The organism is Corynebacterium sp. HMSC036E10, from assembly GCF_001836265.1.
Taxonomy (GTDB): domain Bacteria; phylum Actinomycetota; class Actinomycetes; order Mycobacteriales; family Mycobacteriaceae; genus Corynebacterium; species Corynebacterium coyleae.
The window spans coordinates 141,757-163,626 of sequence record NZ_KV827938.1 but is presented as its reverse complement, the minus strand read 5'-3'; the positions used below and the strand labels follow the sequence as shown (position 1 = coordinate 163,626).

Below are 21,870 nucleotides of genomic sequence, written 5' to 3'. Positions count from 1 at the left end.
AGCCGCGAAGCCGCGTTTAGGCGGAGATCCTATCGAATTGCAGCTTCCATACGGTATCGATGTCCATGGTGTGGCTTGCGAGCCGGAAATCGTCGTCTGCGGCCTCGATAGCGCGGATGGCGCTTTCCAACGGGTAGTTCGGGTTCGCGGTGACGGTGAACGTGACGGTCGGGCGTTGGCCGACCATAGCGACGCGGCTGTCGGCGCGTTGGACTTCGTCGAGACGCTGGATGGTGTTGCAGGCTGCCTCGGCGACGCGCTGAACGTTGATTACCGTGTCACCGTGCGCGGCATCGGCTGGCACGATGTTGCCGTTGGAGAACGCGCGGGAGCGTAGATTTGCAAGCAAGATCCACAATCCCAACACGGCCAGGGCAATAGCGGCGGCGATAAGCGCCTTGGTATACCAGTCCTCGTAGGCGAGGTACGTTACGCGGCTGCGGTCGATGTCGCGGAGGAAATCGCTCAGGTACGGGATTTCCCAGTACTCCGCAATGGGGAATAGGGCCACAACGACCATCAACAGGCCGAGCAGGAACGTGACCAGACGGTTGAAGAAGCTCAATGTTTTGGTCATCGGTGCACCTCCGGGGGACGGACGTCGGACACTTCGGGCGTCGACTGCGTCGTGGTGGCGACTTGTGCCTGAGGCGTTTCCTTAGGCAACACCTTCACGGACACCGCAGGAGGCGCGGCGAGGCTCTTGAGCTCGCTGTTGAGCGATCGCGTGATGCGTTCTTGCATTGCGGGGCCGGAGCCGTCGTCGACAACCTGTACCTTGACCGACTTGCGGGTCGCCTTGGAGCGTACTTGCTCGCCACCGAGGTCGCTGTGAACCGTGTTGGTGGACTTTCGTGCCACATCGACGGGACGGGTCCAGATAGACACCGGGGAGTTCACTCGGACAAACCGGTGCGGGCGGGGTTTGAGCGCAACCACGATGAGCACAAGGCCGACCAAGGCCAGCAGGCACGCAATGATGACGGCGGGGATCTCTGTGGTGAACGAGCCGAGGAACTCAAACGCGCGACCAAACCAGGACTGCTCGGGTGATTCCGACTCGTAGGTGTAGTACCAGAGGTCACGCGCGCCGACACCCGCTAAAGCGATGAGGAGCAGGCTGATGAGGACTGCGATCCAGCGCGATGCAGGGGTGCCTAGCGGTTCGTCGCCGGGGTGTGGCCCGACTGAGCGGGCGCTAGTTGGTTCGGTCATAGTACTTCACCACCGGTTCTATCGTGATCTGCTGAAGTGGCTTCGGCTGTGGGGCCTGGGGGATGACCACGGGCTTCGGAGCCGGGCCGCGCGGGCTTGTTGGGCGCGCACTGGGCTGAATTGTCACCGGCTTGAGCGGCTGCCTATCTACGGTGATATCGCGCAACGGTCGCTGCCACGGCACCTCAACCGGCCGCATGTGCCCGAACGCCTTGACAGCGATCGGGGCGAGGGGCTGCAACGCTGGCAGCGACGGGGCGCGCAGAGCCACGGGCATGGGCGTCTCTGGGGCGAACGGCTCGAGTGGCTCGGGCACGTCAACGCCAGAAACGATGACCGGTTTGGGCGGTTTCGGGGTTCGCACGCTTGGGGGAGTTGGTGTGGTGACGGCACGCATGTCGTCGACAAGCGATCGCGCTTCGATCGGCGCCAGTTCCTCGCGCTCGTTGGTCACGGGGTGCGTGATCTCGGTAGGAGAAACCTGGATGGGCTCTGGGATGATGAAAGCATCGTGGGTCGCAACATCGTCCCAGGTCACACGGGAACCATCGTCGATCGATTCGACGTTAGCAACGGTGACGTTGACGCGGGAGACATCCATCCCTGCGAGGGTGCGGATGTGGGCGATGATGGTGGCGCGCACAGCGTCCGTAATCGCCGCGACGGGCGCGGGGTAGGACGTGGCAATCTCGGCATCGATGGCGACAAGGCCCGTCGTGCGGTCGATGTGCGCCTCGATGCGCGGAAGGCTGCGGCCCGCCAGGCCCGCCAATTTCGCGTCGATGTTGCGGGATCCCGGCACTGTTGAGGCCGCCACTTCCGCCACGCGCTCGATGGTGCGTTCGCTGACGTGGTAGAAGGAAGTGTCCATCAGCTATTGCTCCGGCCGGTTCCGTTGCCGATGATGCTGGCTAGGTCGAGGCGGCCGTCGAGTTGGGCGCCTACTACGCCGCCGAGGATGGTAAACAGCAGCAGCCAGAGTAGGCCGGCCCAGCCACCGAATGTGACGAAGAAGGCAACGATGACGCCGATGATGACGCCGGTCAGTGCCTTGTTGGCAAAGAGATTCATTGTTAAACCACTTTTCGGGTTGTTGTGTGAGGTGCGGGGGCGTAGCCCGTGTTGCTGCTATTGCGCATCGCCGGCGATGACGTCCACGAACTCGGCGTCCGAAGCGCTCAGTGCTGCGGCGCGTACGTCTTCGGCGACCTCGTGGACGTTGCGTCCTGAGGCGACGTCGAAGGTGAAGTGGACTTCGAGGCCTGCTTTGCCGTTGCGTGAGGCAGATCGGATGCCTTCGATGCGTTGGTGCGGCAAGTAGGTTGCGATTTCGCCGAGTCGGCCGCCGTAGAGTTTTGCTACTCCGTTGACGGCGAGTGTGGCGTCGCGGACGCCCTCCGCAACCTCTTGGGTAACGGGGGTGTTGGCCATGATTACTGGATCTGCTGGTTTACAGACTGGTTGACTGCCTGGTAGTTGCCGTCGTCGTAGTTCTCACCTGCGGTCTCCTGCTCCGGCAGGTTGACGTCGTGGACGGTGACATCGACGCGGTCGACGATCAGGCCGGTCATGCGGGTGATGGCGACGGTGATGTTTTCGCGAATGGCGTTTGCCAGCTCGTGGATGGCGACACCGTACTCGGCGATGATGGCAACTGCGACGGATGCGTGGCCGTCCTCGACTGCCACGTTGACGCCCTGCTGGACGTTGGTGGAGGAGGTCAGGGACTCGCGGACTGCGCCCCACATGCGGGCTGCGCCGCCGCCGAGGTTGTGGACGCCGGAGACTTCGCGTGCTGCGATGCCGGCGATCTTGCCAACAACGTTGTCGTCGATAACAGTGCTGCCGTGCTCGGTTTCGAGGTTTTCGTTGCGCGGGCGCTGCTTCTCGGTCTCGGTTGCGGTCGAGGTGGTTGCTGGGGTGTTCTTTGCAGTGTTGTTTGCAGCGTTGTTTGCGTTCTGGTCGGCCATGACGGTCCTTTCAACTGTGATGTTCATGTTCCGAGTGCGCCTATATAGATGACGCGCACGGTATGGGAACAAGGGTACACAGGTTGTCGTCGTCAAGCGGGCTTGCGTTGGTGGCAACCTTGTGTTTTAATACGCAGGTTGCCTTGACATGGGTTGACGGAAGTCGGCCGGTGGCTCGGCAAACATGACACCTTCCAGTCGGAAGACCGGTGAAGGGGCCATGGCAAATAAACAGCGGCAGTACGCGAGGGTCACGCACCCTTCCGTGTCTGATACCCGGGCATATTGCTTGTCGACGATGACGTGTCGGCCAACAACGTGCCTTGGCGGAAGCACTGAGCGTCGGCGCGTTTATTGCGCAGGTCTCAACTTCCGGATGTGTCATGACAGTCAGAAAAGACACTGGCGTTGAGCCAAGGGCCCAGCCCGGACAACGTTATAGAGAAACTAGAAGCTACAAACCCCACCGCTTCTCTCTCGTTTCACTTCGTTCAACTTCGAGCGAAGCGAGAGTTGAACGTGGGGATGCGAGGAAGAGGTAAGCGTGGCGGGACAGAAGATCCGCATCAGGCTGAAGGCCTACGATCACGAGGCGATCGACGCATCCGCGAAGAAGATCGTCGAGACGGTCACCCGTACGGGTGCCCGCGTCGTCGGCCCGGTGCCGTTGCCAACCCAGAAGAACGTGTACGCCGTGATTCGTTCTCCCCACAAGTACAAGGATTCTCGCGAGCACTTCGAGATGCGCACTCACAAGCGCCTCATCGACATTCTCGACCCGACGCCGAAGACGGTAGACGCGCTTATGCGCATTGATCTGCCGGCCAGCGTCGACGTGAACATCCAGTAGAGCAATCCCCAACGTAAGTAGTGGAGAACTAACACATGTCTGACAACCAGATCAAGGGCATTCTGGGCAAGAAGCTCGGCATGACCCAGATCTTCGACGAGGAGAACCGCGTTATCCCGGTTACCGTCGTCGAAGCTGGGCCGTGCGTTGTCACCCAGATCCGTACCCCTGAGACCGATGGCTACTCCGCCATCCAGATCGCTTACGGCGACATCGATCCCCGTAAGGCTAAGAAGCCGCAGGCTGGCCACTTCAAGAAGGCTGGCGTCAACCCGCGTCGCTACGTTGCTGAGATCCGCATGGACGACACCTCGGGCTACGAGCTCGGCCAGGAGTTCAATGCAACGATCTTCGAAGGCGACACCTTCGTCGACGTCGCAGGCACCACCAAGGGCCACGGCTACGCCGGTGCCATGAAGCGCCACGGCTTTGCTGGCCAGGGTGCTTCCCACGGTAACCAGGCTGCCCACCGTCGTGTGGGTTCCATCGGCGCCTGCGCGACCCCGGGTCGCGTGTTCAAGGGCACCCGTATGGCTGGCCGCATGGGCGGTAACCGCGTTACCACCCAGAACCTGAAGATTCAACGCATCGACGGCGACAACAACCTCATCCTGATCAAGGGCGCCATCCCTGGCGCAAAGGGTTCCGTTGTTACCGTCAAGACCGCAGTGAAGGGCGGTGCTCACGCATGACGAAGCTGACGCTTGACGTCCACACCGCAGACGGAGCTACCAAGGGTTCCGTCGACCTGCCGGCCGAGTACTTCGACCGCGAGGTATCCGTGGCACTCATGCACCAGGTTGTGAATGCACAGCTTGCTGCTAAGCGCCAGGGCACCCACGCAACGAAGACCCGCGGCATGGTTTCCGGCGGCGGCAAGAAGCCGTTCCGCCAGAAGGGCACCGGTCGCGCCCGTCAGGGTTCGATCCGTGCTCCGCACTACACCGGTGGTGGCATTGTGCATGGTCCGCAGCCGCGTTCCTACGCACAGCGCACCCCAAAGAAGATGATCAAGGCTGCCCTCGCCGGCGCTTTGACCAACCGTGCGCAGAACGAGCGCATCCACATCGTGGAGGATCTCGTCCCGGGCCAGACCCCGTCGACGAAGTCCGCTCGTGCATTCATCGAGCGCCTCACCGACCGCAAGTCGGTCCTGCTGGTGATCGGCCGTGATGATCAGAATTCCCGTCTCTCCGCAAGGAACCTGCCGGGCGTCCAGATCATTGAGCCGGCTCAGCTGAACACCTACGACGTCCTCAACGCTGATGACGTTGTGTTCTCGGTCGAGGCACTCCACACCTTCATCAACCGCGGCGCAGCTGTTGCCGCCGCTGCGGAGGAGGAGAAGTAAATGGCAAAGATCGCTAACCCGCGCGACATCATCATCGCCCCGGTGCTCTCTGAGAAGAGCTACGGCCTGATGGAGCAGAACACGTACACCTTCTACGTGTCCCCGTCCGCGAACAAGACCCAGATCAAGATTGCCGTGGAAGAGATTTTCGGCGTCGACGTCGCTTCGGTGAACACCGTCAACCGTGAGGGCAAGCGCAAGCGCTCCCGCACCGGTTTCGGTAAGCGTAAGGACACCAAGCGCGCCTACGTCACTCTCCGCGAGGGCAGCGACTCCATCGACATCTTCGGCGGTGCGACCGCGTAACCCGCGGCTCGCTGAAGAGACGATAGAAAAGGAACCACTATGGCTATTCGTAAGTACAAGCCGACAACTCCGGGTCGCCGTGCCAGCTCCGTGTCCGCGTTCGACGAGATCACTCGCTCGACCCCGGAAAAGACGCTGCTGCGCCCGCTCCCGAAGAAGGGTGGCCGTAACACCCACGGCCACATCACCACTCGTCACCGCGGCGGCGGCCACAAGCGTCGCTACCGTGTGATCGACTTCCGCCGCTCCGACAAGGACGGCGTGCTGGCAAAGGTTGCTCACATCGAGTACGACCCGAACCGCACCGCGAACATCGCACTGCTGCACTACTACGACGGTGAGAAGCGCTACATCATCGCCCCGAAGGGCCTGAAGCAGGGCACCATCGTCGAGGCTGGCCCGAACGCGGACATCAAGGTTGGCAACAACCTGCCGCTGCGCAACATCCCGACCGGTACGACCATCCACGCTGTGGAGCTCAAGCCGGGCGCAGGCGCAAAGCTGGCTCGTTCCGCTGGCGCGTCCATCCAGCTGCTGGGTAAGGAAGGCAACTACGCAGTTTTGCGTATGCCGTCTTCCGAAATCCGCCGCGTGGACATCCGCTGCCGTGCAACTGTTGGTGAGGTCGGCAACGCTGACCAGATCAACATCCGTTGGGGCAAGGCTGGTCGTATGCGCTGGAAGGGCTGGCGCCCGACCGTGCGTGGTGTGGTTATGAACCCGGTCGACCACCCGCACGGTGGTGGCGAGGGCAAGACCTCCGGTGGTCGTCACCCGGTCTCGCCGTGGGGCCAGAAGGAAGGCCGCACCCGCAACCCGAACCGCTATTCCAACAACATGATCGTGCGACGTCGTCGCTCGAAGAAGCGCTAAGAGGAGGTAAACAGACATGCCACGTAGCCTTAAGAAGGGCCCGTTCGTCGACGAGCACCTCCTCAACAAGGTGGATGCTCAGAACGAGGCAGGCACCAAGCAGGTCATCAAGACCTGGTCGCGCCGTTCGACCATTCTTCCCGATTTCATCGGTCACACTTTCGCCGTCCACGACGGTCGTAAGCACGTGCCGGTGTTCGTGGACGAGTCCATGGTTGGCCACAAGCTCGGCGAGTTTGCACCGACCAAGACCTTTAAGGGTCACGTCAAGGAACAGAAGGGACGTCGATAAGCAATGGCTGACACCATCACCACTGCATCCGCGACTGCCAAGTTCGTTCGCGTCTCTCCGATGAAGGCACGCCGCGTGCTTGCTCTCATCCGCAACAAGTCGGTTGCTGAGGCACTCGCCATCCTGAAGTACGCCCCGCAGGGTGCGTCCAAGGACGTTGCAAAGGTTGTTGCTTCCGCAGCAGCCAACGCGGAGAACAACTTCGGCCTGGATCCGCGCACGCTCGTCATTGCCGAGTGCTACGCAAACGAGGGCCCGACCATGCGTCGTTTCCAGCCGCGTGCACAGGGTCGCGCATTCCAGATCCGGAAGCGCACCTCTCACATCACCGTTGTTGTCGAGTCCAAGGAAGGGGCCAAGTAATGGGCCAGAAGATTCACCCACACGGCCTGCGCCTGGGTATCACTTCCGACTGGAAGTCCCACTGGTACGCCGACAAGAACTACGCCGAGTACGTCGCTGAGGACATCAAGGTCCGCGAGTGGCTCGAGAAGAACCTCGAGCGCGCTGGCATCTCCGATGTTGTCATCGAGCGCACCCGCGACCGCGTCCGTGTGGACATCCACACCGCACGTCCGGGCATTGTCATCGGCCGTCGCGGCGCTGAGGCTGACCGTATTCGCCGTGAGCTGGAGAAGCTGACCGGCAAGATGGTTGCACTGAACATCCTCGAGGTGAAGAACGTCGATGCAGACGCCACCCTGGTTGCTCAGTCCATCGCCGAGCAGCTGGTCAACCGTGTCGCGTTCCGTCGCGCCATGCGTAAGGCCATCCAGTCCGCTATGCGTAACCCGCAGGTCAAGGGCATCAAGGTTATGACGTCCGGCCGTCTCGGCGGCGCGGAAATGTCCCGTGTCGAGCGCTACCACGAGGGTCGCGTTCCGCTGCACACGCTGCGCGCGGAGATCGACTACGGCACTGCAGAAGCACACACCACCTTCGGCGTCATTGGCGTCAAGGTGTGGATCTACAAGGGCGACGTCGTCGGTGGCGTCCGCGAGTCTGAGCTCAATGCACCGAGCAACGATCGTCGTGGACGTGGCGACCGTCGCCCGCGCCGCGGCGGCCAGCGTCGCCGGGCGGCAGAGCAGAAGAAGGAGGGCTAATTCATGCTCATCCCTAAGCGCGTGAAATACCGCCGCCAGCACCGCCCGACCCGTTCTGGCGTGTCCAAGGGTGGCAACCAGATCAACTTCGGCGACTACGGCCTGCAGGCCCTCGAGCCGGCGTACATCACGAACCGCCAGATCGAGTCTGCCCGTATTGCTATCAACCGCCACGTCAAGCGTGGTGGCAAGGTCTGGATCAACATCTTCCCGGATCGTCCGCTGACCCAGAAGCCGCTCGGCGTGCGTATGGGTTCCGGTAAGGGCCCGGTGGAGAAGTGGGTGGCCAACGTCAAGCCTGGCCGCATCCTGTTCGAAATGTCCTACCCCAACGAGGAAACTGCCATTGAGGCGCTGCGCCGTGCAGGCGCGAAGCTGCCGTGCAAGGTCCGCGTCATCAAGAAGGAGGACCAGTTCTAATGGCTAACGGTACCCCCGCATCTGAGTTCCGCGAGCTCAACGACGACGAGCTGAAGGGCCGCCTCAACGAGGCGAAGGAAGAGCTGTTCAACCTGCGCTTCCAGCTTGCAACCGGCCAGCTGACCAACAACCGCCGCATCTCCACCGTGAAGCGCGACATCGCTCGCATCTACACGGTGCTGCGCGAGCGTGAGCTTGGTCTGTCCGTCGTCCCGGAGTCCACGGGAGCTGAGGCATAACCATGAGTGAGGCAAACGTGACTGAGAACACCAAGGACAAGGCCGTGCAGAAGCGCCGCCGTGGCTACGTCGTGTCCGACAAGATGGACAAGACGATCGTCGTCGAGGTTGAGGACCGCAAGTCCCACGCCCTCTACGGCAAGATCGTGCGTACCACGAAGCGCGTCAAGGCTCACGACGAGAACAACACCGCTGGTGTTGGCGATCTCGTCCACATCGAGGAGACGCGTCCGCTGTCGAAGGACAAGCACTTCCGTCTCGTCGACATCATCGAGAAGGCTCGCTAAAAGCTAGTCGCTTCTCGACGACTCCACCGCCCCGGGTTGGCTACCAACCCGGGGCGGTTTTTGCGTTTTCAACTTTTTCTGCGCCCTTACACAAGGGTACGATTTCCCGCATGTGTGGAATCGTTGGATATGTAGGCGCAAACGCGACAACGCGTGACGCGAAAGACGTAATCATCGATGGTCTTCGCCGCCTCGAATACCGCGGGTACGACTCCGCAGGTGTTGCGGTGGTGAACGACCAGTCGATCGAATGCCGGAAGAAGGCCGGCAAGGTAGCGGATCTCGAAGCGGAGATTGCTAACAACCCCATCGCAGCATCGAACCTGGGCATCGGGCATACCCGGTGGGCGACCCACGGCGGTCCGACGGATGCGAATGCTCACCCGCATGTGGTGGGAGATGGCCGTATGGCAGTGGTGCACAACGGCATCATCGAAAACTTTTCGCATTTGAAGGCTGAGCTCGCAGAGAAGGGCTACACCTTCAAGTCTGAAACCGATACTGAGGTTGCTGGCACGCTGCTGCTGGATATCTACAACACGGAAGCGGACGGGGATCTGACCCGTGCGATGCAGTTGGCAGCGAACCGTCTGGAGGGCGCGTTCACCCTGCTCGCCATCCACCCGGACCATCCAGACCGCATTGTTGCGGCGCGTTGGAACTCCCCGCTGGTGATCGGTGTAGGCGAGGGCGAGAACTTCCTGAGCTCCGACGTCGCTGGCTTCATTGAGTTCACCCGTGACGCGGTGGAGATGGACAACGGCCAGATTGTGACGTTGACGGCTGATGGCTACGACGTGATTGACTTCGACGGCACCCCCGCCGAGGCGAAGCCGTTCAAGGTTGAGTGGGATGTCACCGCTGCGGAGAAGGGTGGCTACAACTCCTTCATGGAGAAGGAGATCCATGATCAGCCGGGTGCCGTCCGCGACACGCTTTACGGTCGCTTCGACGAAGATGGCAAGTTGATGTTGGACGAGTTGCGTATCGACGAATCCGTGCTGCGCTCCATCAACAAAATCATCATCGTCGCTTGCGGTACTGCGTCGTACGCGGGCCAGGTGGCGCGTTACGCCATCGAACACTGGTGCCGTATCCCGACGGAAGTGGAGCTCGCCCACGAGTTCCGCTACCGCGACCCGATTGTCAACGAGCAGACTCTCGTCGTTGCCGTTTCCCAGTCCGGAGAGACCATGGACACGCTGATGGCTGTCCGTCACGCACGTGAGCAGGGCGCGAAGGTCGTCGCTATCTGCAACACCGTGGGCTCCTCGATCCCGCGTGAGGCGGATGCGTCGCTGTACACCTACGCAGGCCCGGAGATCGCTGTGGCGTCGACGAAGGCGTTCATCTCCCAGATTGTCGCGGCGTACCTGCTGGCGCTGTACCTGGCGCAGGTGCGTGGCAACAAGTACGCCGATGAGATCCGTCAGATCATCGGCGAGCTGGAGCTGATGCCGGAGAAGATCCAGCGCGTGCTGGAGAACGAAAACCAGGTCAAGCAGTTGGGCCAGGATATGGCGGATGCAAAGTCCGTGCTCTTCCTTGGCCGTCACGTCGGCTTCCCGGTCGCCCTCGAGGGCGCGCTGAAGCTCAAGGAGGTTGCTTATTTGCACTCCGAGGGCTTCGCTGCAGGCGAGTTGAAGCACGGTCCGATCGCGCTGGTCGAGGAAGGCCAGCCGGTGTTCGTCATCGTGCCGTCGAAGAAGTCGCGCCACAACCTGCACGCCAAGGTCGTCTCCAACATCCAAGAGGTGCGCGCCCGTGGTGCCGTGACCATCGTGATCGCGGAAGAGGGCGACACGGATGTGGAGCAGTTTGCCAACCACATCATCCGCATCCCGGAGTCCCCGGGTTTGCTGCAGCCACTCTTGGCGACGATCCCGTTGCAGATCTTCGCCTGCGCCGTCGCAGAAGCACGCGGCCTGAACGTGGACCAGCCGCGTAACCTGGCCAAGTCCGTCACGGTGGAGTAGAAGCTACCGACCGCGCCAGGGCGCCCCGGGATTGGCGCTGCGGTATTTCATCATCTGGTGGAAGATCTCCGCAGCACCAGCCCGCTGCCCCTGTGTCGCGCTGAGCGTACCCGTGTTGTCAGGCAATGCGTCAAGCGCGAATACTCCCGGGGTGAGAACCTCTGCTAGAAATGAGGGGCAGCCGTCGCTGCGCCGACGTAGCGGGCGGCGTGGGCTTCTGCGGCGTCGATGCGTGTCCAGTCGACTGCCCAACCGGAGGTGCGCAGCATCTGATCGAAGAAAAAGCGTTGGGTCCGCGAATTACCGTCCCGGAACGGATGCACGATTGTCAATTCGCTCCAGTGATCCGCGATGGTGTTTACTGCAGCAGACTTGTCATCGGAGGAGACCGGCAGTTTCGCGATCCGGCCCATCACTCGGTCGAGTTCAGCCTCAACGTATCGCGCTCGACACATCGCCATGCCCATCGCACCAACTTCCTCGGTGCGGATCTGGCCCGCCCAGGGGTAAATGTCCTGCATGAGGTAATGGTGTGTGGACTGCAGAGATTCACGTGTGAACTCGGTGAGCAGTGGACCGTTTTCGAGCTCGCCGAGTCGTTGAAGCGCGAGGTTGCCAGCGATGCGGTCCAGCACAACCGGGTCTGTTAGCCCGAATAGGTTTTCCGGGGCCTCGTTGCTTCGTCGTGCCATGGCGTTTAGGCAGCTCCGGTGATACGTTGCCGCAGTTCACGTGCACGAGGCGTGTTTCCCAGGCCTTCCCTTTCGAGCACCTGTAGCACGGCCTCGTCGGCCGAGATATCTCCTCGCAGCTGTCGTCGCAGAAGCGCCTCGTCCTCTGCGGACATGGGTTGGCCCGCCATGATCATCGAGGCATTCACGGCGGCGACCTTCTGATCTTCGTTGCGCGGGTCAGTCATGCAGGTGATTCTAGCGGTTCGGCGAGGCGGTAGAGCTGGTGGAAGTGGTGCACCGGCCCGTGACCCTGGCCCACCTCGAGGTCGTCGGCGTGGGCGATGGCTTCGTGGAGCCAGGCGGAAGCCCACTCGACGGCGGCGGGGGCGTCGTCGAGAACAAGCCGGGTTGCAAGGGCTGCGGAGAGGGAACAGCCGGTGCCGTGGGTGTTTTTTGTGCGCACGCGGGGTACGTCCGCGATGTGGGTGTCGCCGTCGGGGGTGATCAGCGCGTTGGAGGCGTGGTCGCCGGTGAGGTGCCCGCCTTTGACCAGGACGGACACGTTCGCATCTGCTGCGTATCGACGACCCTGGGAAACCGCTTCGTCGAATGTGGTGGCGGGGGTGTCGTCGCAAAGCACTGCGAGCTCGGGGATGTTCGGGGTGACCACGGTGGCGTGCTCACGAACGAGGGTGCGCAGGGCGTCTTCGGCATCCTCGGTGAGGAGGCGATCGCCGGAGGTGGCGACCATGACGGGATCGACAACAACGACGGGGACGGAGTGCTGGGCGAGGAATTCGGAGACCGTGCGGGTGGTGTCCGCATCGCCCAGCATCCCAATCTTGACGGCGTCGACTGTGACGTCGTCGAACACGGAATCCAACTGCGCGCGCAGGAATGACTGGGGTGGGGTGTGGATCTCGCGCACACCTTGTGTGTTCTGGGCGACCAGCGCGGTGACCACGCACATGCCGTAGCCACCTGCGGCCGCGATGGACTTCAGATCAGCTTGAATGCCGGCACCGCCTGTGGGGTCGGTGCCGGCAATGGAGAGAACTCTTGGGATGCGTGCCATAGGCACTGACGCTACCCGGAACTACCCAGCGGCGAGGGCGATGCGCTCGGCAAAACGGGAATAGTCCTCGCGGATGGCCAACAGCGGCTGGGACACAGCAGTTTCGGAGGCTGCGGCCACCTCTTTTTGGATGGCGTTGCGGGTGCGTCGCTTCACCCCAGAGCCCAGCACGCCGCCGAAGGCCGCGGATATCAATCCGATGATTACACCGGTGAGTAAGCCAGCCATGATCAGCAGGGTAGGAATCGGCCAGCCTTCCACATCCGGCACCAGGTCGGTGCCCAGCAGCGGTGTGAGCACGCCCGGCACGAAGGCGACCAGCAGGTACCACAGCACGCCGATCAGGGCGGCGAGCAGCGCAAACCACTGGAAGATGGTCAGCACTGCCCACCCCTTGGACGGCTCCGCGGGCAGTTTCGCACGGGCCACAGCGCGATCCAGTTCGGCGGGAAGGCCGGTGGAGATCTCCTCGGACCGGTCCGCCACGGCCGCAGCCCACTCGTGTGGCAGCCCTTCGCCAACGGCGGTGGCGTAATCGCGAAGGCCCGAGTTGGCTACGGCTTTGGAGGCGGCGTCGAGTTCCGGCATGGAGGTGCGGTGCACGCCCAGTTCGTCGGCATCCTCGCGCAGTCCTAAGCGACGAAGCGGGTCGGGTTTGAAGCGGGTGATCCAGGAGGTCAGCAGCCAGCCGGTGCGTTGGCGCAGGCGTTTGCGGTAGGCGGCAGCGGTGATGCCCGCGATGCGTTCTGCACCCGCGGCCTTGGTCAGTGCGGTGTCGAGGTCACGCTTGGCGTGCTTGTCCACACCACCGGCACCCTTCGTTCCAGCGTATGGGGCGGCAACGGAGGCGATGTCGGCCTCGATGCGGGCAGTCTGCGCATTGTGGGCCTTTGCCACGCGCGCGATCGCGCCGCGCAGGTCTTCGATACCAGCGCCGGTCAGGGTGGAGGTGGGGATGACATGGACGTTGGTCAGGCCGTCGTCGAGAAGCAGGCCCGCGTAGGAGCCAGCTACGGTGTCCACGTCGCGCTCCGCCAAAAGGTCGGCTTTGTTCAGCACTGCCAGTGTGACCGCGGAGTGGTTCGCGTGCGGGCGGATGAACTGGTCATGGATGACACTGTCGGCGTACTTCTCGGGGTCGGACACCCACACGAGCACGTCGACCTGGCCGGCGAGGCGTTCGGCGATGACGCGGTTGGAGGCCTCTACCGAGTCGAAGTCGGGAAGATCCAGCAGGATCAGCGGGCCAGCATTTTTGGCAAACTCGCCTTGGCGCTCGCGGCGGTCTTCCACGCCGAGCCAGTCCAGGAGTTCCTCAGAGCCTTCCGGCTGCCAGATCGCGGCCAGGGGAGAGGACGTGGTTGGGCGGCGCGCCGCTGCCTTGCCCAGGTCCTCGCCGACAACGGCGTTGAACAGCGACGTCTTGCCGGAGCCGGTCGCGCCGAAAAAGCCCACGACGGTGTGCTCAGCGGACAGGGCGCGACGCTCGGCGCCAGCCTTGGCCACGCGTTCTAGGCGTTCGCGTTGCTCGCCGGACAGGTACGGTGCACCAATTTCGGCAGCGTCCTCGAGCGCGCTCAGCCGTTTGCTCAGCCCAATCTTTTTGCTAAACAGCGCCATTGTCGGGCCCCTTTCGGAAGTTGCCGCGAAGCTGGTCAAACAGGCCACGCAGGGCGCTGTTGTTCAGGTCGTCGTTGGGGGTGTCGTCGATACGCGCGGGCATTTGCTTGTCGACGACCCCCAGCAGCTTCGCATCCACCGCCCGGCGAGCCTGCTGGGAGGCATCGCGGATCTGCTCGGCCGTTGCGCCTTCGAGCAACGGGTCGGTGAACACGTGGTAGCGGTCGCGCTCGGCAGCAAAGAGTTCGCCAAGGCGCTCGTTGAGGTCGTTGCGGGCCTGAGTGACCATGCGGCGCACCGTGTCTTCGCCGAAGATGGTCTCCAAAAGTTTCTGGCCAAGTACCGCAGAACCGCCCGCGATGGCCACCTCGCCGCCAGTCAAACCTGCGGTGGAGGCGAACACTGTAAGCATGAGTGCCACGGTGACCACGTTGAGCCCAAAGGACATGAGACGGGCGCGCTGACGCTTATCGCCAGCAGTGTCCTGGATGTGTCCGACGAGTTCTTGCTGCCAGTCTCGCACCAGTTTCGCCGCCTGATCGGAAATGTCGGCGCTGGCGCGTGCGAGAGCTGGATCGGCGTCGGTGCGCAGCTCAGGAGCGACCGCGCCGGTATGCGCCCAGGCGCGCGATGCTGCGGATTCGGCAGCATCGACGATGACTGCGTGCAGACCGGACTCGATCTCGGTCTCCACCTCACGCAGGGGAGCGGGCTGACCGGTGAAGAAACTGCCCACCTTATCTATTGCGCTGCTGAACCAGCGCTCGAAGCCACGGAACACGTCAGAGGTACCGATGACGTCCTGCCAGCGGTCCATGACCTCGGAGCGCAGCAACTGTCCGTCGGAAGTCGCGTCGATGACCTGACGGTTGGCGGTGGTGTAAAACTCGTGGATCGATGCGTCGAGCTGGTTGGCAAACGCCTCCTGACGCTCACGGCGGCCGACCAAGGTATCCACTCGATCAAGCGCAGTCTGAACCGCGCCGGCCACAGTCTTGCCAGCCACGTCGCGCCGGGCGACGGTGTCCTCGGCGAGTGTGGTCAGGTAATCGCGCAGTGAAGCGACAAGGTCTTCGGCGAGAAACTCCCCGGACTCTCCAGACTTCTCCGCGCCAAGGTCCGCGACGAACGGCACAGTAAAGACTGTTGCGTCGTGCAAGCCAGCCTCATTCATCATGCGGCGCAGATCGTCCGGCACGGTTTCGGCTGCCTTCTCGTCCAGGCGGTTGAGTACCACCACAACTTCGATGCCGCGGCCAGCGGCGTCGTGGAGGAAGTTCCACACAAGTTGATCGGCGTAGCGCGCCGGGGTGGTGACGAACACCCACAGATCCGCAGCCGCAAGGAGCTGACTTGCCAGGGCGCGGTTTTTGTCGTCGATGGAGTCGAAATCGGGGGCGTCGAGAAGCGCAAGGCCCTCGGGCACGCTTTGCGTATCCACGACTCGAAGTGTCGTCGATTGCTCGTTGCCCGCGCCGTGCGAGCGCGTCAGGCCTGGCAGTACCTGTGGGGAGTTAAACCAATCAGCATCTGCTGGGTTTGCCACTAGCACTGGCTGCCGGGTGGTGGGGCGGATGACGCCTGGGTTGGAGACCCGCTCGCGCAGCAATGCATTGACAAGCGTGGACTTACCAGAGCCGGTGGAGCCGCCGATCACGGCGAGCAGCGGCGCGTCCAGGTTGGCGAGGCGGGGCAGGACATAGTCGTCGAGCTGGTTGACAATTGCGCGGGCCTCTGGGGCTGCATCAATAGGTAGGGCAGTGTCCGCGAGGGCTTCGCGAACACTGCGAACAGCTTCGAGGACGTCAGGTGTCTGGGTACTCACCCGTCTCATTTTGGCAGAGACACCCAAGGTGAGGGGAGTTAGTCCTTGTTGGTTAGTCCTTGTAACCGGTCTTGGTCAGGTTCAGCCATCCGTAGAGGCCGCCCATGATGAACCCGCCGCCGACGAAGTTGCCCAGCCAGACGACCACCCAGTTGCGGATGACGTTCCAGTTGGTGAAGCCTTCGATGGTTTCAGGGCCGAGCGTAAACCCGCCCAGGCTGGTGAGGATGAAGTTCGCGATGGAGTGCTCGTAGCTCATGGTGGCAAACGACGGGATGATCAGGATGACACCCCACAGCTTCGCGCTGAAGTCCTTGCCGGCCTGGGTGGCCAGCATGAAGGCGATGTTGACCACGACGTTTGCCAGGATCGCTTCAACGAACAGGGTGGAACTGGATTTTTGCAGCTTGGCGACGAGCAAATCGTGGAGGAATCCGTCCACCTCGACCATCTGGCCCATGGTGGTCCGGGAAATCAGCCATGAGATCGCCACTGCACCAATGAGGTTGAACACGGTGACAAAGAAGACGAGGAGGAACCCGCGGGTGATGGTGTTGAGCCTATGGATGGCGCCATAGGTCATGAACATCATGTCACCTGTGGCGAGTTCGCCTTGCAAGACGATGATGATGTACAGCGTTGACGCGAAGATGGCGCCGAAGGCGTATTTGCCCCAGCCGGGGGCGTAGCCGTCGAGTAGTTGTGCCGTGGATGCGGCGAATGCCGTCATGATGCCCAGGTACACGCCCGCGAGCACGGAGCGCGTGGCAAATCGGGCAGGTTCTGTCGAGAACAGATCGACCTTATTCTTGATTGCCTCGGGGGCAGCTTCGTAGAAACTCACGCCCTCCAATGTACAAGAGGTACTACCTTAAAAGGAAATGTGGTAATATCTATTCGGCGATTGGAAAGCTTTGGAAAATCGTGAAAGAAAATGAGAATTCTGCCAAAAACCGTGAAACGTCACGGTAGTGTTCGGTGAGCAAGGTCGTTCAAGCTGCGGCCGATGCCTACCGTTCATTAAGAAAATTGGAGACTCACATGAAGCTTCGTCGTCTTGTTGCTGCGGCGGCCGTCGCAACCACCGTTGCTGTTGCTGCTCCGGCTGCTACCGCTCAGCCTGCTCCGGAACCGCTGAACCGTGTTCTGTACGAGATTTACAAGGTCGGTGGCTGGGAAGCCCAGAACATCATTCTGCTGCCGGCAGCGCTTTCTTCGCTGAACGTTGTCATCTCGATCATTCAGTCCATCGTCACTGCTGCTAAGTAAGCCGCGACACGTACACACCTCTCCTGAAAGGAAACGAACATGAAGTTCCGTCGTCTCGCCGCTGTTGCTCTTGCGGCATCTGTTGCAATCGGTGCTGGTGCTCCTGTCGCTGAGGCTGCTACCTACCCGGAGCCGCTCAACCAGGTCATCAATGAGATGCGCGCTCTCGGTGGCCCGCTGGCCCCGAACCTGCTGCTGGTTCCAGCTGCCCTGTCCTCCGTGGGCTGGATCATCACCATCCTGTCGCTCACTGGTGTGCTCGGCCTCGGCGCTGTTGCTGCCAGCGTCGCTTAACATTGCGCTAACGCTGCGGCACACTCATCGTCTCACCCCTAAGTTTCGGGGTGGGGCGATTTTTGTTTCTTCAGGCGACACGATTTAGCGGCAATTTGGGGGATCGGCGCTGCTCATGGTTAAATACTCCAGTTGTCTACTGCTGGTCGGGCGTGACACGCGTTTCCGAGTGGAGCGTCCGAGACCCTTCGACCAGACTGCGCTCTCCTCGTGTGCGAGGGACGAGCGCACGAGGTTCGTCGATAAGCAATAGGCCGCAAGAACATTGACCACGTGCGTTCAGGACGGAAATCTGGCGCACATTGACCCAGGTCAGGAGACCAACTGTGATTCAGAAGGAATCGCGTCTGAAGGTCGCCGACAACACGGGTGCACGCGAACTGCTGTGCATCCGCGTTCTCGGCGGTTCCGTTCGACGCTTCGCCGGCATCGGCGACACGATCGTCGCCACCGTGAAGGAAGCTGCCCCGGGCGGCAACGTCAAGGAAGGCGAGGTCGTTAAGGCTGTCATCGTCCGTGCGAAGAAGGAGACCCGTCGTCCGGACGGCTCCTACATCTCGTTCGACGAGAACGCTGCTGTCGTCATCAAGAACGACACCGAGCCGCGCGGTACCCGCATCTTCGGCCCGGTTGCTCGTGAGCTCCGCGACAAGCGCTTCATGAAGATTGTGTCTCTCGCACCGGAGGTGATCTAAGTATGAAGATCAAGAAGGGCGATATGGTGCAGGTTATCGCCGGCAAGGACAAGGGTGCTCAGGGGCGCGTCATTGAGGCGTACCCGCAGCGCGACAAGGTCCTCGTCGAGGGTGTTAACCGCATCAAGAAGCACGTCGCAAACTCCTACAACGAGCGCGGCGCCGAGTCCGGCGGCATCGTCAGCCAGGAAGCTCCGATCCACGTGTCCAACGTGATGATCCTGGACTCCGACGGCAAGCCGACCCGCGTGGGCTACCGCTTCGACGAGAACGGCAAGAAGGTCCGCGTGGCTAAGTCGAACGGGAAGGACATCTAATGGCTGAGAACATTCAGAACTACACCCCGCGCCTGAAGTCCCGCTACCAGGACGAGATCCGCACCAAGCTGAACGAGCAGTTCAACTACGACAACGTCATGCAGATCCCGGGCCTGACCAAGATTGTTGTGAACATGGGTGTGGGCGACGCTGCCCGCGACTCCAAGGTGATCAACGGCGCACTCGAGGACCTCACCGCGATCACCGGCCAGAAGCCGCAGCTGCGTCGCGCGAAGAAGTCCATCGCTAACTTCAAGCTCCGTGAGGGCATGCCGATCGGCGCAAAGGTCACCCTGCGCGGCGACCGTATGTGGGAGTTCCTCGACCGTATGCTGACGGTTGCTCTCCCGCGTATTCGCGACTTCCGTGGCCTGAACGACAAGCAGTTCGACGGCAACGGTAACTACACCTTCGGCCTGTCCGAGCAGACCATGTTCTACGAAATCGACATCGACAAGATCGATCGCGTTCGCGGCATGGACATCACGCTCGTGACCACCGCTGGTAGCGACGACGAGGGTCGCGCACTGCTGACGCACCTCGGCTTCCCGTTCGCTGACAAGGACGGCAAGATGAAGCGCGCATAAGCGTTCACTTGACGACGACACCCCTGCACCCGGTTTTTATACCGCGGTCGCAGGGGTTTTGTCGTATTGGAAAAGCATGAAAGAAAGCTTGTGTGAAGCTGGCTATGGGTGGTTATGATGTCCGCTGTATTAAATACATTGTTTGGCATCCATAATAGGGGAACCCCCATGAGTTACTTCTCCCGAAGCGCAATTATCGCGCCTAAGGAATTCAATCGCTGGCTAATTGTCCCTGCGGCACTCGCCATCCACCTCTCTATCGGCCAGGTCTACGGGTTCTCCGTGTTCAAGAAGCCAATGATGGAGCACTTCGGTGTCGGCGAAGTTGCTGTGGGCTGGATCTTCTCGTTGGCAATCGGCATGCTCGGCATCTCGTCCGCGCTGTTCGGTTCCTGGGTCGAGCGAGTCGGCCCACGCGCGTCCATGGCAGTTTCCGGCGTGCTGTGGGTGACAGGCTTCCTCGTTGCCACTCTGGGTGTCACCACCGGAAACTTGTGGCTGGTGTACTTCGGCTACGGCTTTATCGGCGGCATCGGTTTGGGCATCGGATACATCTCGCCGGTGTCCACGCTGATGAAGTGGTTCCCGGATCGCCCCGGTCTGGCTACGGGCCTTGCGATCATGGGCTTCGGCGGCGGCGCACTGATTGCCTCGCCGGCGTCGAACCGCCTCATGGAGTTCTACGGCGGCGGTGCGGACATCGCCAACCGCGCCGCGGGCATCCAACCCACCTTTGTCACCCTTGGCGTCGTGTACCTCGTCGTCATCGCTATGGGCGCGTACTGCATCCGCATGCCGCACCCGGATTGGACCCCGTCGGGCGAAGCGAAGCAGGGGCGCAAACCTTCCAAGGTTGCCATCGTCGGTGCAAATGTTAGCGCCAACAACGCGATTCGAACCCCGCAGTTCTGGTGCCTGTGGGTGATCCTGTTCTGCAACATCACCGCAGGTATCGGCGTGCTGGAGAATGCGGCACCGATGATTCAGGACTACTTCCCGGCACTGACCGCGGCGGCCGCCGCAGGCTTTGTTGGCTTGCTGTCGCTGGCGAACATGGCTGGCCGTTTCGTCTGGTCGTCGGTTTCTGACGTCATTGGCCGCAAGAACATCTACATGGTGTACCTGGGTATCGGGTTGGCTTTCTACTTCATCTTCGCCAGGTTCGGCCACGCCAACATCGCGCTGTTTGTGATCTGCGCGCTGGTGTTGCTGTCCTTCTACGGGGGTGGCTTTGCCAGTATCCCGGCCTACCTGCGCGACCTATTCGGTGTCTACCAGGTCGGCGCTATCCACGGCCGCCTGCTTACCGCATGGTCGGCTGCAGGTGTAGCTGGCCCGCTGATCATCAACATGGTCGTGGAGCGCCAGGCAGCCAACGGCGGCGAAGGCCCGGACCTTTACCGCCTGTCGCTGTACGTCATGTGCTGCCTGCTTGCTGTTGGCCTGATCGCCAACATCCTTGTACGCCCGGTGGCGTCGAAGTGGTTCGAAGACCAAGACACCGTTCAGGCGAAGATCGAGGCAGATCGCGCCTCCGCGCTTGAAGGTGCTGGTGCCGGTCAGGCGCGTGGGGCTTCCGCGGGCCAGGCCCACAAGATTGTCGCGATCATTCTGGCGGCAATCATCGCTGGACTGCTTATCTACGGTCTGTGGGCCACTGCCGCGAAGGCTGCTGGCATGTTCATTGGCTAAGCGCCCGAGTACACGCTGAAGCGCTCGTCGGTAATTGCGCCGACGAGCGCTGTATTTGTTTCGCGGGCCAATTCCACCGCCATCGACGTGACGTCGCGTGTGGTGGCGACAATGCTGAAGCCGGCCGCTGCTGCAGCACGCATCATTTCAAACGTCACGCGCGTATCCACTGCGAGGGTGAGGTTGTGGGCGGGCAGGGTGTCGTCGAGAAGCAAACGCCCAGCGATCTTCTGTACCGCGTTGACGGCGTCGATATCTTGACGCGCGGTCTCGCCAGCGAGCGCGGTGGGCAGGTCGCGACGACGCGCCTGGTTGAGACGTTCTGGCAAGGCGAAGATCGCATCCTGATCAATAGGGGCGAACTCGCTGCGCACGTTCAGGCGGACCGCCAACTCCCGTACGCGCTGCTCGGCGGAAATACCACAGGACTGTGATGGGATTGGGTCGATGAACTGCGGTGCAGCAGGGTAGGAAAGCTCGATATCGAGCAGGTTGTAGGTGTTTTCGCCGCCGATGGCACCTTCGCAATAGCGGGCGGTAATGACGTCTTTAGGGGTGGTAATGAGGCCCTGCGTCAGGAGCACACCGTGGGCGAGTTCGATGTCGTGGCCCGGGGTGCGAAACAACTGAGCGACCTCTCGGCCACCGGCGCGCACCTCGAGTGGTTCTTCCACTTCCACTTGGCCCGCGCGCGTGTCGCGGGTGCCGCTAGCGGAAATCTTTGTGACGGCGAAACTGCGCTTGGTCCTGCTCATTGCAACGATGCTAGCGCTTAGGGTGCAAGCGGGACGGAGGGGTGTCGTCGCAGCGCTACAACCTGCGCAAAGAGAAGTTATCCACAGGGCGGAAATTGCAAATTCCACAAGCTGAAACGGACATGTCGTGCGAGTTCGTTATAACTACAGGCACACATCCAAACAGCAATGGGGAAGGGGTG

Annotated in this window: 30 protein-coding genes and 1 pseudogene; 18 read left to right on the top strand and 13 right to left on the bottom strand. The window is 61.7% G+C overall.

Annotated features, from left to right (window positions below; all coding sequences use genetic code 11):
- Positions 1 to 16: 16 nt before the first annotated feature.
- Genes HMPREF2736_RS01945 through HMPREF2736_RS01920 form a run of 6 tightly spaced genes read right to left on the bottom strand, consistent with a single transcriptional unit; the run spans position 17 to position 3,212 of the window.
- The gene (locus HMPREF2736_RS01945; RefSeq protein WP_070828760.1) at positions 17 to 577 is read right to left on the bottom strand and encodes a hypothetical protein; all 561 of its coding nucleotides are present in this window, start codon (positions 575 to 577) and stop codon (positions 17 to 19) included.
- Complete coding sequence (locus HMPREF2736_RS01940) at positions 574 to 1,215, bottom strand: Asp23/Gls24 family envelope stress response protein (protein WP_070828759.1); 642 nt, start codon at positions 1,213 to 1,215, stop codon at positions 574 to 576. The genes HMPREF2736_RS01945 and HMPREF2736_RS01940 overlap by 4 nt, the downstream gene beginning before the upstream one ends.
- Positions 1,199 to 2,086: an Asp23/Gls24 family envelope stress response protein gene (locus HMPREF2736_RS01935; RefSeq protein WP_070828758.1), complete on the bottom strand. Its 888-nt coding sequence runs from the start codon at positions 2,084 to 2,086 to the stop codon at positions 1,199 to 1,201. The genes HMPREF2736_RS01940 and HMPREF2736_RS01935 overlap by 17 nt, the downstream gene beginning before the upstream one ends.
- Complete coding sequence (locus HMPREF2736_RS01930; RefSeq protein WP_070422710.1) at positions 2,086 to 2,286, bottom strand: hypothetical protein; 201 nt, start codon at positions 2,284 to 2,286, stop codon at positions 2,086 to 2,088. The genes HMPREF2736_RS01935 and HMPREF2736_RS01930 overlap by 1 nt, the downstream gene beginning before the upstream one ends.
- Positions 2,287 to 2,343: 57 nt before the next feature.
- Positions 2,344 to 2,646 carry a hypothetical protein gene (locus HMPREF2736_RS01925; protein ID WP_070614264.1) on the bottom strand — a complete coding sequence of 101 codons (303 nt, stop codon included), beginning with the start codon at positions 2,644 to 2,646 and terminating at the stop codon, positions 2,344 to 2,346.
- A 2-nt stretch (positions 2,647 to 2,648) separates the two neighbouring features.
- Positions 2,649 to 3,212 (bottom strand): Asp23/Gls24 family envelope stress response protein, encoded by a 564-nt coding sequence (locus tag HMPREF2736_RS01920; RefSeq protein WP_224213080.1) that lies wholly within the window; start codon positions 3,210 to 3,212, stop codon positions 2,649 to 2,651.
- A 517-nt stretch (positions 3,213 to 3,729) separates the two neighbouring features.
- Here HMPREF2736_RS01920 and rpsJ point away from each other — a divergent pair.
- From rpsJ to glmS, 12 genes are all read left to right on the top strand, one after another.
- A complete protein-coding gene (rpsJ, locus tag HMPREF2736_RS01915) occupies positions 3,730 to 4,035 on the top strand; it encodes a 30S ribosomal protein S10 (RefSeq protein WP_034997227.1) in 306 nt (101 codons plus the stop codon).
- 35 nt (positions 4,036 to 4,070) lie between these two features.
- On the top strand, positions 4,071 to 4,727 hold the full coding sequence (rplC, locus tag HMPREF2736_RS01910) for a 50S ribosomal protein L3 (protein WP_070422712.1): 657 nt from the start codon (positions 4,071 to 4,073) through the stop codon (positions 4,725 to 4,727).
- On the top strand, positions 4,724 to 5,386 hold the full coding sequence (gene rplD / locus HMPREF2736_RS01905) for a 50S ribosomal protein L4 (RefSeq protein ID WP_070450615.1): 663 nt from the start codon (positions 4,724 to 4,726) through the stop codon (positions 5,384 to 5,386). The genes rplC and rplD overlap by 4 nt, the downstream gene beginning before the upstream one ends.
- Entirely contained in the window at positions 5,387 to 5,692 is a 306-nt protein-coding gene (gene rplW / locus HMPREF2736_RS01900) for a 50S ribosomal protein L23 (RefSeq protein ID WP_070422714.1), read from the top strand.
- Positions 5,693 to 5,731: 39 nt separating this feature from the next.
- Positions 5,732 to 6,565 carry a 50S ribosomal protein L2 gene (gene rplB, locus HMPREF2736_RS01895; protein WP_070422715.1) on the top strand — a complete coding sequence of 278 codons (834 nt, stop codon included), beginning with the start codon at positions 5,732 to 5,734 and terminating at the stop codon, positions 6,563 to 6,565.
- Positions 6,566 to 6,581: 16 nt separating this feature from the next.
- The gene (gene rpsS / locus HMPREF2736_RS01890) at positions 6,582 to 6,857 is read left to right on the top strand and encodes a 30S ribosomal protein S19 (protein WP_018017481.1); all 276 of its coding nucleotides are present in this window, start codon (positions 6,582 to 6,584) and stop codon (positions 6,855 to 6,857) included.
- A gap of 3 nt (positions 6,858 to 6,860) precedes the next feature.
- Positions 6,861 to 7,220 carry a 50S ribosomal protein L22 gene (gene rplV, locus HMPREF2736_RS01885; protein ID WP_070422716.1) on the top strand — a complete coding sequence of 120 codons (360 nt, stop codon included), beginning with the start codon at positions 6,861 to 6,863 and terminating at the stop codon, positions 7,218 to 7,220.
- Positions 7,220 to 7,963, top strand: coding sequence for a 30S ribosomal protein S3 (gene rpsC / locus HMPREF2736_RS01880; protein WP_070422717.1), 744 nt, complete (start codon positions 7,220 to 7,222; stop codon positions 7,961 to 7,963). The genes rplV and rpsC overlap by 1 nt, the downstream gene beginning before the upstream one ends.
- A 3-nt stretch (positions 7,964 to 7,966) precedes the next feature.
- Positions 7,967 to 8,383, top strand: coding sequence for a 50S ribosomal protein L16 (rplP, locus tag HMPREF2736_RS01875; protein WP_070422718.1), 417 nt, complete (start codon positions 7,967 to 7,969; stop codon positions 8,381 to 8,383).
- Entirely contained in the window at positions 8,383 to 8,622 is a 240-nt protein-coding gene (gene rpmC / locus HMPREF2736_RS01870; RefSeq protein WP_070422719.1) for a 50S ribosomal protein L29, read from the top strand. Before rplP ends, rpmC begins: the two co-directional genes overlap by 1 nt.
- Positions 8,623 to 8,624: 2 nt before the next feature.
- The gene (rpsQ, locus tag HMPREF2736_RS01865; RefSeq protein ID WP_070422720.1) at positions 8,625 to 8,909 is read left to right on the top strand and encodes a 30S ribosomal protein S17; all 285 of its coding nucleotides are present in this window, start codon (positions 8,625 to 8,627) and stop codon (positions 8,907 to 8,909) included.
- 110 nt (positions 8,910 to 9,019) lie between these two features.
- Positions 9,020 to 10,885 carry a glutamine--fructose-6-phosphate transaminase (isomerizing) gene (gene glmS, locus HMPREF2736_RS01860; protein ID WP_070450613.1) on the top strand — a complete coding sequence of 622 codons (1,866 nt, stop codon included), beginning with the start codon at positions 9,020 to 9,022 and terminating at the stop codon, positions 10,883 to 10,885.
- 164 nt (positions 10,886 to 11,049) lie between these two features.
- Here the strand turns inward: glmS and HMPREF2736_RS01855 are convergent, their stop codons facing one another.
- From HMPREF2736_RS01855 to HMPREF2736_RS01830, 6 genes and pseudogenes are all read right to left on the bottom strand, one after another.
- Positions 11,050 to 11,577: a Fic/DOC family protein gene (locus tag HMPREF2736_RS01855; protein WP_070828757.1), complete on the bottom strand. Its 528-nt coding sequence runs from the start codon at positions 11,575 to 11,577 to the stop codon at positions 11,050 to 11,052.
- 5 nt (positions 11,578 to 11,582) lie between these two features.
- Positions 11,583 to 11,804, bottom strand: coding sequence for an antitoxin VbhA family protein (locus tag HMPREF2736_RS01850; RefSeq protein ID WP_070422723.1), 222 nt, complete (start codon positions 11,802 to 11,804; stop codon positions 11,583 to 11,585).
- Between the two features lie 5 nt (positions 11,805 to 11,809).
- Positions 11,810 to 12,634, bottom strand: a pseudogene (gene thiD / locus HMPREF2736_RS01845) (bifunctional hydroxymethylpyrimidine kinase/phosphomethylpyrimidine kinase); the annotation flags it as partial.
- A gap of 21 nt (positions 12,635 to 12,655) precedes the next feature.
- On the bottom strand, positions 12,656 to 14,254 hold the full coding sequence (locus HMPREF2736_RS01840) for a GTPase (protein ID WP_210399433.1): 1,599 nt from the start codon (positions 14,252 to 14,254) through the stop codon (positions 12,656 to 12,658).
- Positions 14,241 to 16,079, bottom strand: a complete 1,839-nt coding sequence (locus HMPREF2736_RS01835; protein ID WP_246822030.1) for a GTPase — start codon at positions 16,077 to 16,079, stop codon at positions 14,241 to 14,243. Before HMPREF2736_RS01835 ends, HMPREF2736_RS01840 begins: the two co-directional genes overlap by 14 nt.
- Before the next feature lie 52 nt (positions 16,080 to 16,131).
- Positions 16,132 to 16,923, bottom strand: coding sequence for a formate/nitrite transporter family protein (locus HMPREF2736_RS01830; RefSeq protein WP_070422867.1), 792 nt, complete (start codon positions 16,921 to 16,923; stop codon positions 16,132 to 16,134).
- 197 nt (positions 16,924 to 17,120) lie between these two features.
- Between HMPREF2736_RS01830 and HMPREF2736_RS01825 the strand changes: the two genes are divergently transcribed.
- From HMPREF2736_RS01825 to HMPREF2736_RS01800, 6 genes are all read left to right on the top strand, one after another.
- Positions 17,121 to 17,348 carry a hypothetical protein gene (locus tag HMPREF2736_RS01825; RefSeq protein ID WP_070482515.1) on the top strand — a complete coding sequence of 76 codons (228 nt, stop codon included), beginning with the start codon at positions 17,121 to 17,123 and terminating at the stop codon, positions 17,346 to 17,348.
- A gap of 39 nt (positions 17,349 to 17,387) precedes the next feature.
- Entirely contained in the window at positions 17,388 to 17,642 is a 255-nt protein-coding gene (locus tag HMPREF2736_RS01820; RefSeq protein ID WP_070482513.1) for a hypothetical protein, read from the top strand.
- Between the two features lie 326 nt (positions 17,643 to 17,968).
- Positions 17,969 to 18,337 carry a 50S ribosomal protein L14 gene (rplN, locus tag HMPREF2736_RS01815; protein ID WP_070422727.1) on the top strand — a complete coding sequence of 123 codons (369 nt, stop codon included), beginning with the start codon at positions 17,969 to 17,971 and terminating at the stop codon, positions 18,335 to 18,337.
- A 2-nt stretch (positions 18,338 to 18,339) separates the two neighbouring features.
- Positions 18,340 to 18,654: a 50S ribosomal protein L24 gene (gene rplX / locus HMPREF2736_RS01810; RefSeq protein WP_070422728.1), complete on the top strand. Its 315-nt coding sequence runs from the start codon at positions 18,340 to 18,342 to the stop codon at positions 18,652 to 18,654.
- On the top strand, positions 18,654 to 19,241 hold the full coding sequence (gene rplE, locus HMPREF2736_RS01805; RefSeq protein ID WP_070422729.1) for a 50S ribosomal protein L5: 588 nt from the start codon (positions 18,654 to 18,656) through the stop codon (positions 19,239 to 19,241). The genes rplX and rplE overlap by 1 nt, the downstream gene beginning before the upstream one ends.
- 168 nt (positions 19,242 to 19,409) lie before the next feature.
- Complete coding sequence (locus HMPREF2736_RS01800) at positions 19,410 to 20,933, top strand: L-lactate MFS transporter (protein WP_070482511.1); 1,524 nt, start codon at positions 19,410 to 19,412, stop codon at positions 20,931 to 20,933.
- Here HMPREF2736_RS01800 and HMPREF2736_RS01795 read toward each other — a convergent pair.
- Positions 20,930 to 21,688, bottom strand: a complete 759-nt coding sequence (locus tag HMPREF2736_RS01795) for a formate dehydrogenase accessory sulfurtransferase FdhD (protein ID WP_070450599.1) — start codon at positions 21,686 to 21,688, stop codon at positions 20,930 to 20,932. The genes HMPREF2736_RS01800 and HMPREF2736_RS01795 overlap by 4 nt on opposite strands.
- Positions 21,689 to 21,870: the final 182 nt, after the last annotated feature.

Excerpts from the sequence above, each read along its gene's own strand:
- HMPREF2736_RS01945 (WP_070828760.1), bottom strand. The coding sequence starts at position 577 with ATGACCAAAACATTGAGCTTCTTCAACCGTCTGGTCACGTTCCTGCTC.
- HMPREF2736_RS01940 (WP_070828759.1), bottom strand. The coding sequence starts at position 1,215 with ATGACCGAACCAACTAGCGCCCGCTCAGTCGGGCCACACCCCGGCGAC.
- HMPREF2736_RS01935 (WP_070828758.1), bottom strand. The coding sequence starts at position 2,086 with ATGGACACTTCCTTCTACCACGTCAGCGAACGCACCATCGAGCGCGTG.
- HMPREF2736_RS01930 (WP_070422710.1), bottom strand. The coding sequence starts at position 2,286 with ATGAATCTCTTTGCCAACAAGGCACTGACCGGCGTCATCATCGGCGTC.
- HMPREF2736_RS01925 (WP_070614264.1), bottom strand. The coding sequence starts at position 2,646 with ATGGCCAACACCCCCGTTACCCAAGAGGTTGCGGAGGGCGTCCGCGAC.
- HMPREF2736_RS01920 (WP_224213080.1), bottom strand. The coding sequence starts at position 3,212 with ATGAACATCACAGTTGAAAGGACCGTCATGGCCGACCAGAACGCAAAC.
- rplC (WP_070422712.1), top strand. The coding sequence starts at position 4,071 with ATGTCTGACAACCAGATCAAGGGCATTCTGGGCAAGAAGCTCGGCATG.
- rplD (WP_070450615.1), top strand. The coding sequence starts at position 4,724 with ATGACGAAGCTGACGCTTGACGTCCACACCGCAGACGGAGCTACCAAG.
- rplW (WP_070422714.1), top strand. The coding sequence starts at position 5,387 with ATGGCAAAGATCGCTAACCCGCGCGACATCATCATCGCCCCGGTGCTC.
- rplB (WP_070422715.1), top strand. The coding sequence starts at position 5,732 with ATGGCTATTCGTAAGTACAAGCCGACAACTCCGGGTCGCCGTGCCAGC.
- rpsS (WP_018017481.1), top strand. The coding sequence starts at position 6,582 with ATGCCACGTAGCCTTAAGAAGGGCCCGTTCGTCGACGAGCACCTCCTC.
- rplV (WP_070422716.1), top strand. The coding sequence starts at position 6,861 with ATGGCTGACACCATCACCACTGCATCCGCGACTGCCAAGTTCGTTCGC.
- rpsC (WP_070422717.1), top strand. The coding sequence starts at position 7,220 with ATGGGCCAGAAGATTCACCCACACGGCCTGCGCCTGGGTATCACTTCC.
- rplP (WP_070422718.1), top strand. The coding sequence starts at position 7,967 with ATGCTCATCCCTAAGCGCGTGAAATACCGCCGCCAGCACCGCCCGACC.
- rpmC (WP_070422719.1), top strand. The coding sequence starts at position 8,383 with ATGGCTAACGGTACCCCCGCATCTGAGTTCCGCGAGCTCAACGACGAC.
- rpsQ (WP_070422720.1), top strand. The coding sequence starts at position 8,625 with ATGAGTGAGGCAAACGTGACTGAGAACACCAAGGACAAGGCCGTGCAG.
- glmS (WP_070450613.1), top strand. The coding sequence starts at position 9,020 with ATGTGTGGAATCGTTGGATATGTAGGCGCAAACGCGACAACGCGTGAC.
- HMPREF2736_RS01855 (WP_070828757.1), bottom strand. The coding sequence starts at position 11,577 with ATGGCACGACGAAGCAACGAGGCCCCGGAAAACCTATTCGGGCTAACA.
- HMPREF2736_RS01850 (WP_070422723.1), bottom strand. The coding sequence starts at position 11,804 with ATGACTGACCCGCGCAACGAAGATCAGAAGGTCGCCGCCGTGAATGCC.
- HMPREF2736_RS01840 (WP_210399433.1), bottom strand. The coding sequence starts at position 14,254 with ATGGCGCTGTTTAGCAAAAAGATTGGGCTGAGCAAACGGCTGAGCGCG.
- HMPREF2736_RS01825 (WP_070482515.1), top strand. The coding sequence starts at position 17,121 with ATGAAGCTTCGTCGTCTTGTTGCTGCGGCGGCCGTCGCAACCACCGTT.
- HMPREF2736_RS01820 (WP_070482513.1), top strand. The coding sequence starts at position 17,388 with ATGAAGTTCCGTCGTCTCGCCGCTGTTGCTCTTGCGGCATCTGTTGCA.
- rplX (WP_070422728.1), top strand. The coding sequence starts at position 18,340 with ATGAAGATCAAGAAGGGCGATATGGTGCAGGTTATCGCCGGCAAGGAC.
- rplE (WP_070422729.1), top strand. The coding sequence starts at position 18,654 with ATGGCTGAGAACATTCAGAACTACACCCCGCGCCTGAAGTCCCGCTAC.
- HMPREF2736_RS01800 (WP_070482511.1), top strand. The coding sequence starts at position 19,410 with ATGAGTTACTTCTCCCGAAGCGCAATTATCGCGCCTAAGGAATTCAAT.
- HMPREF2736_RS01795 (WP_070450599.1), bottom strand. The coding sequence starts at position 21,688 with ATGAGCAGGACCAAGCGCAGTTTCGCCGTCACAAAGATTTCCGCTAGC.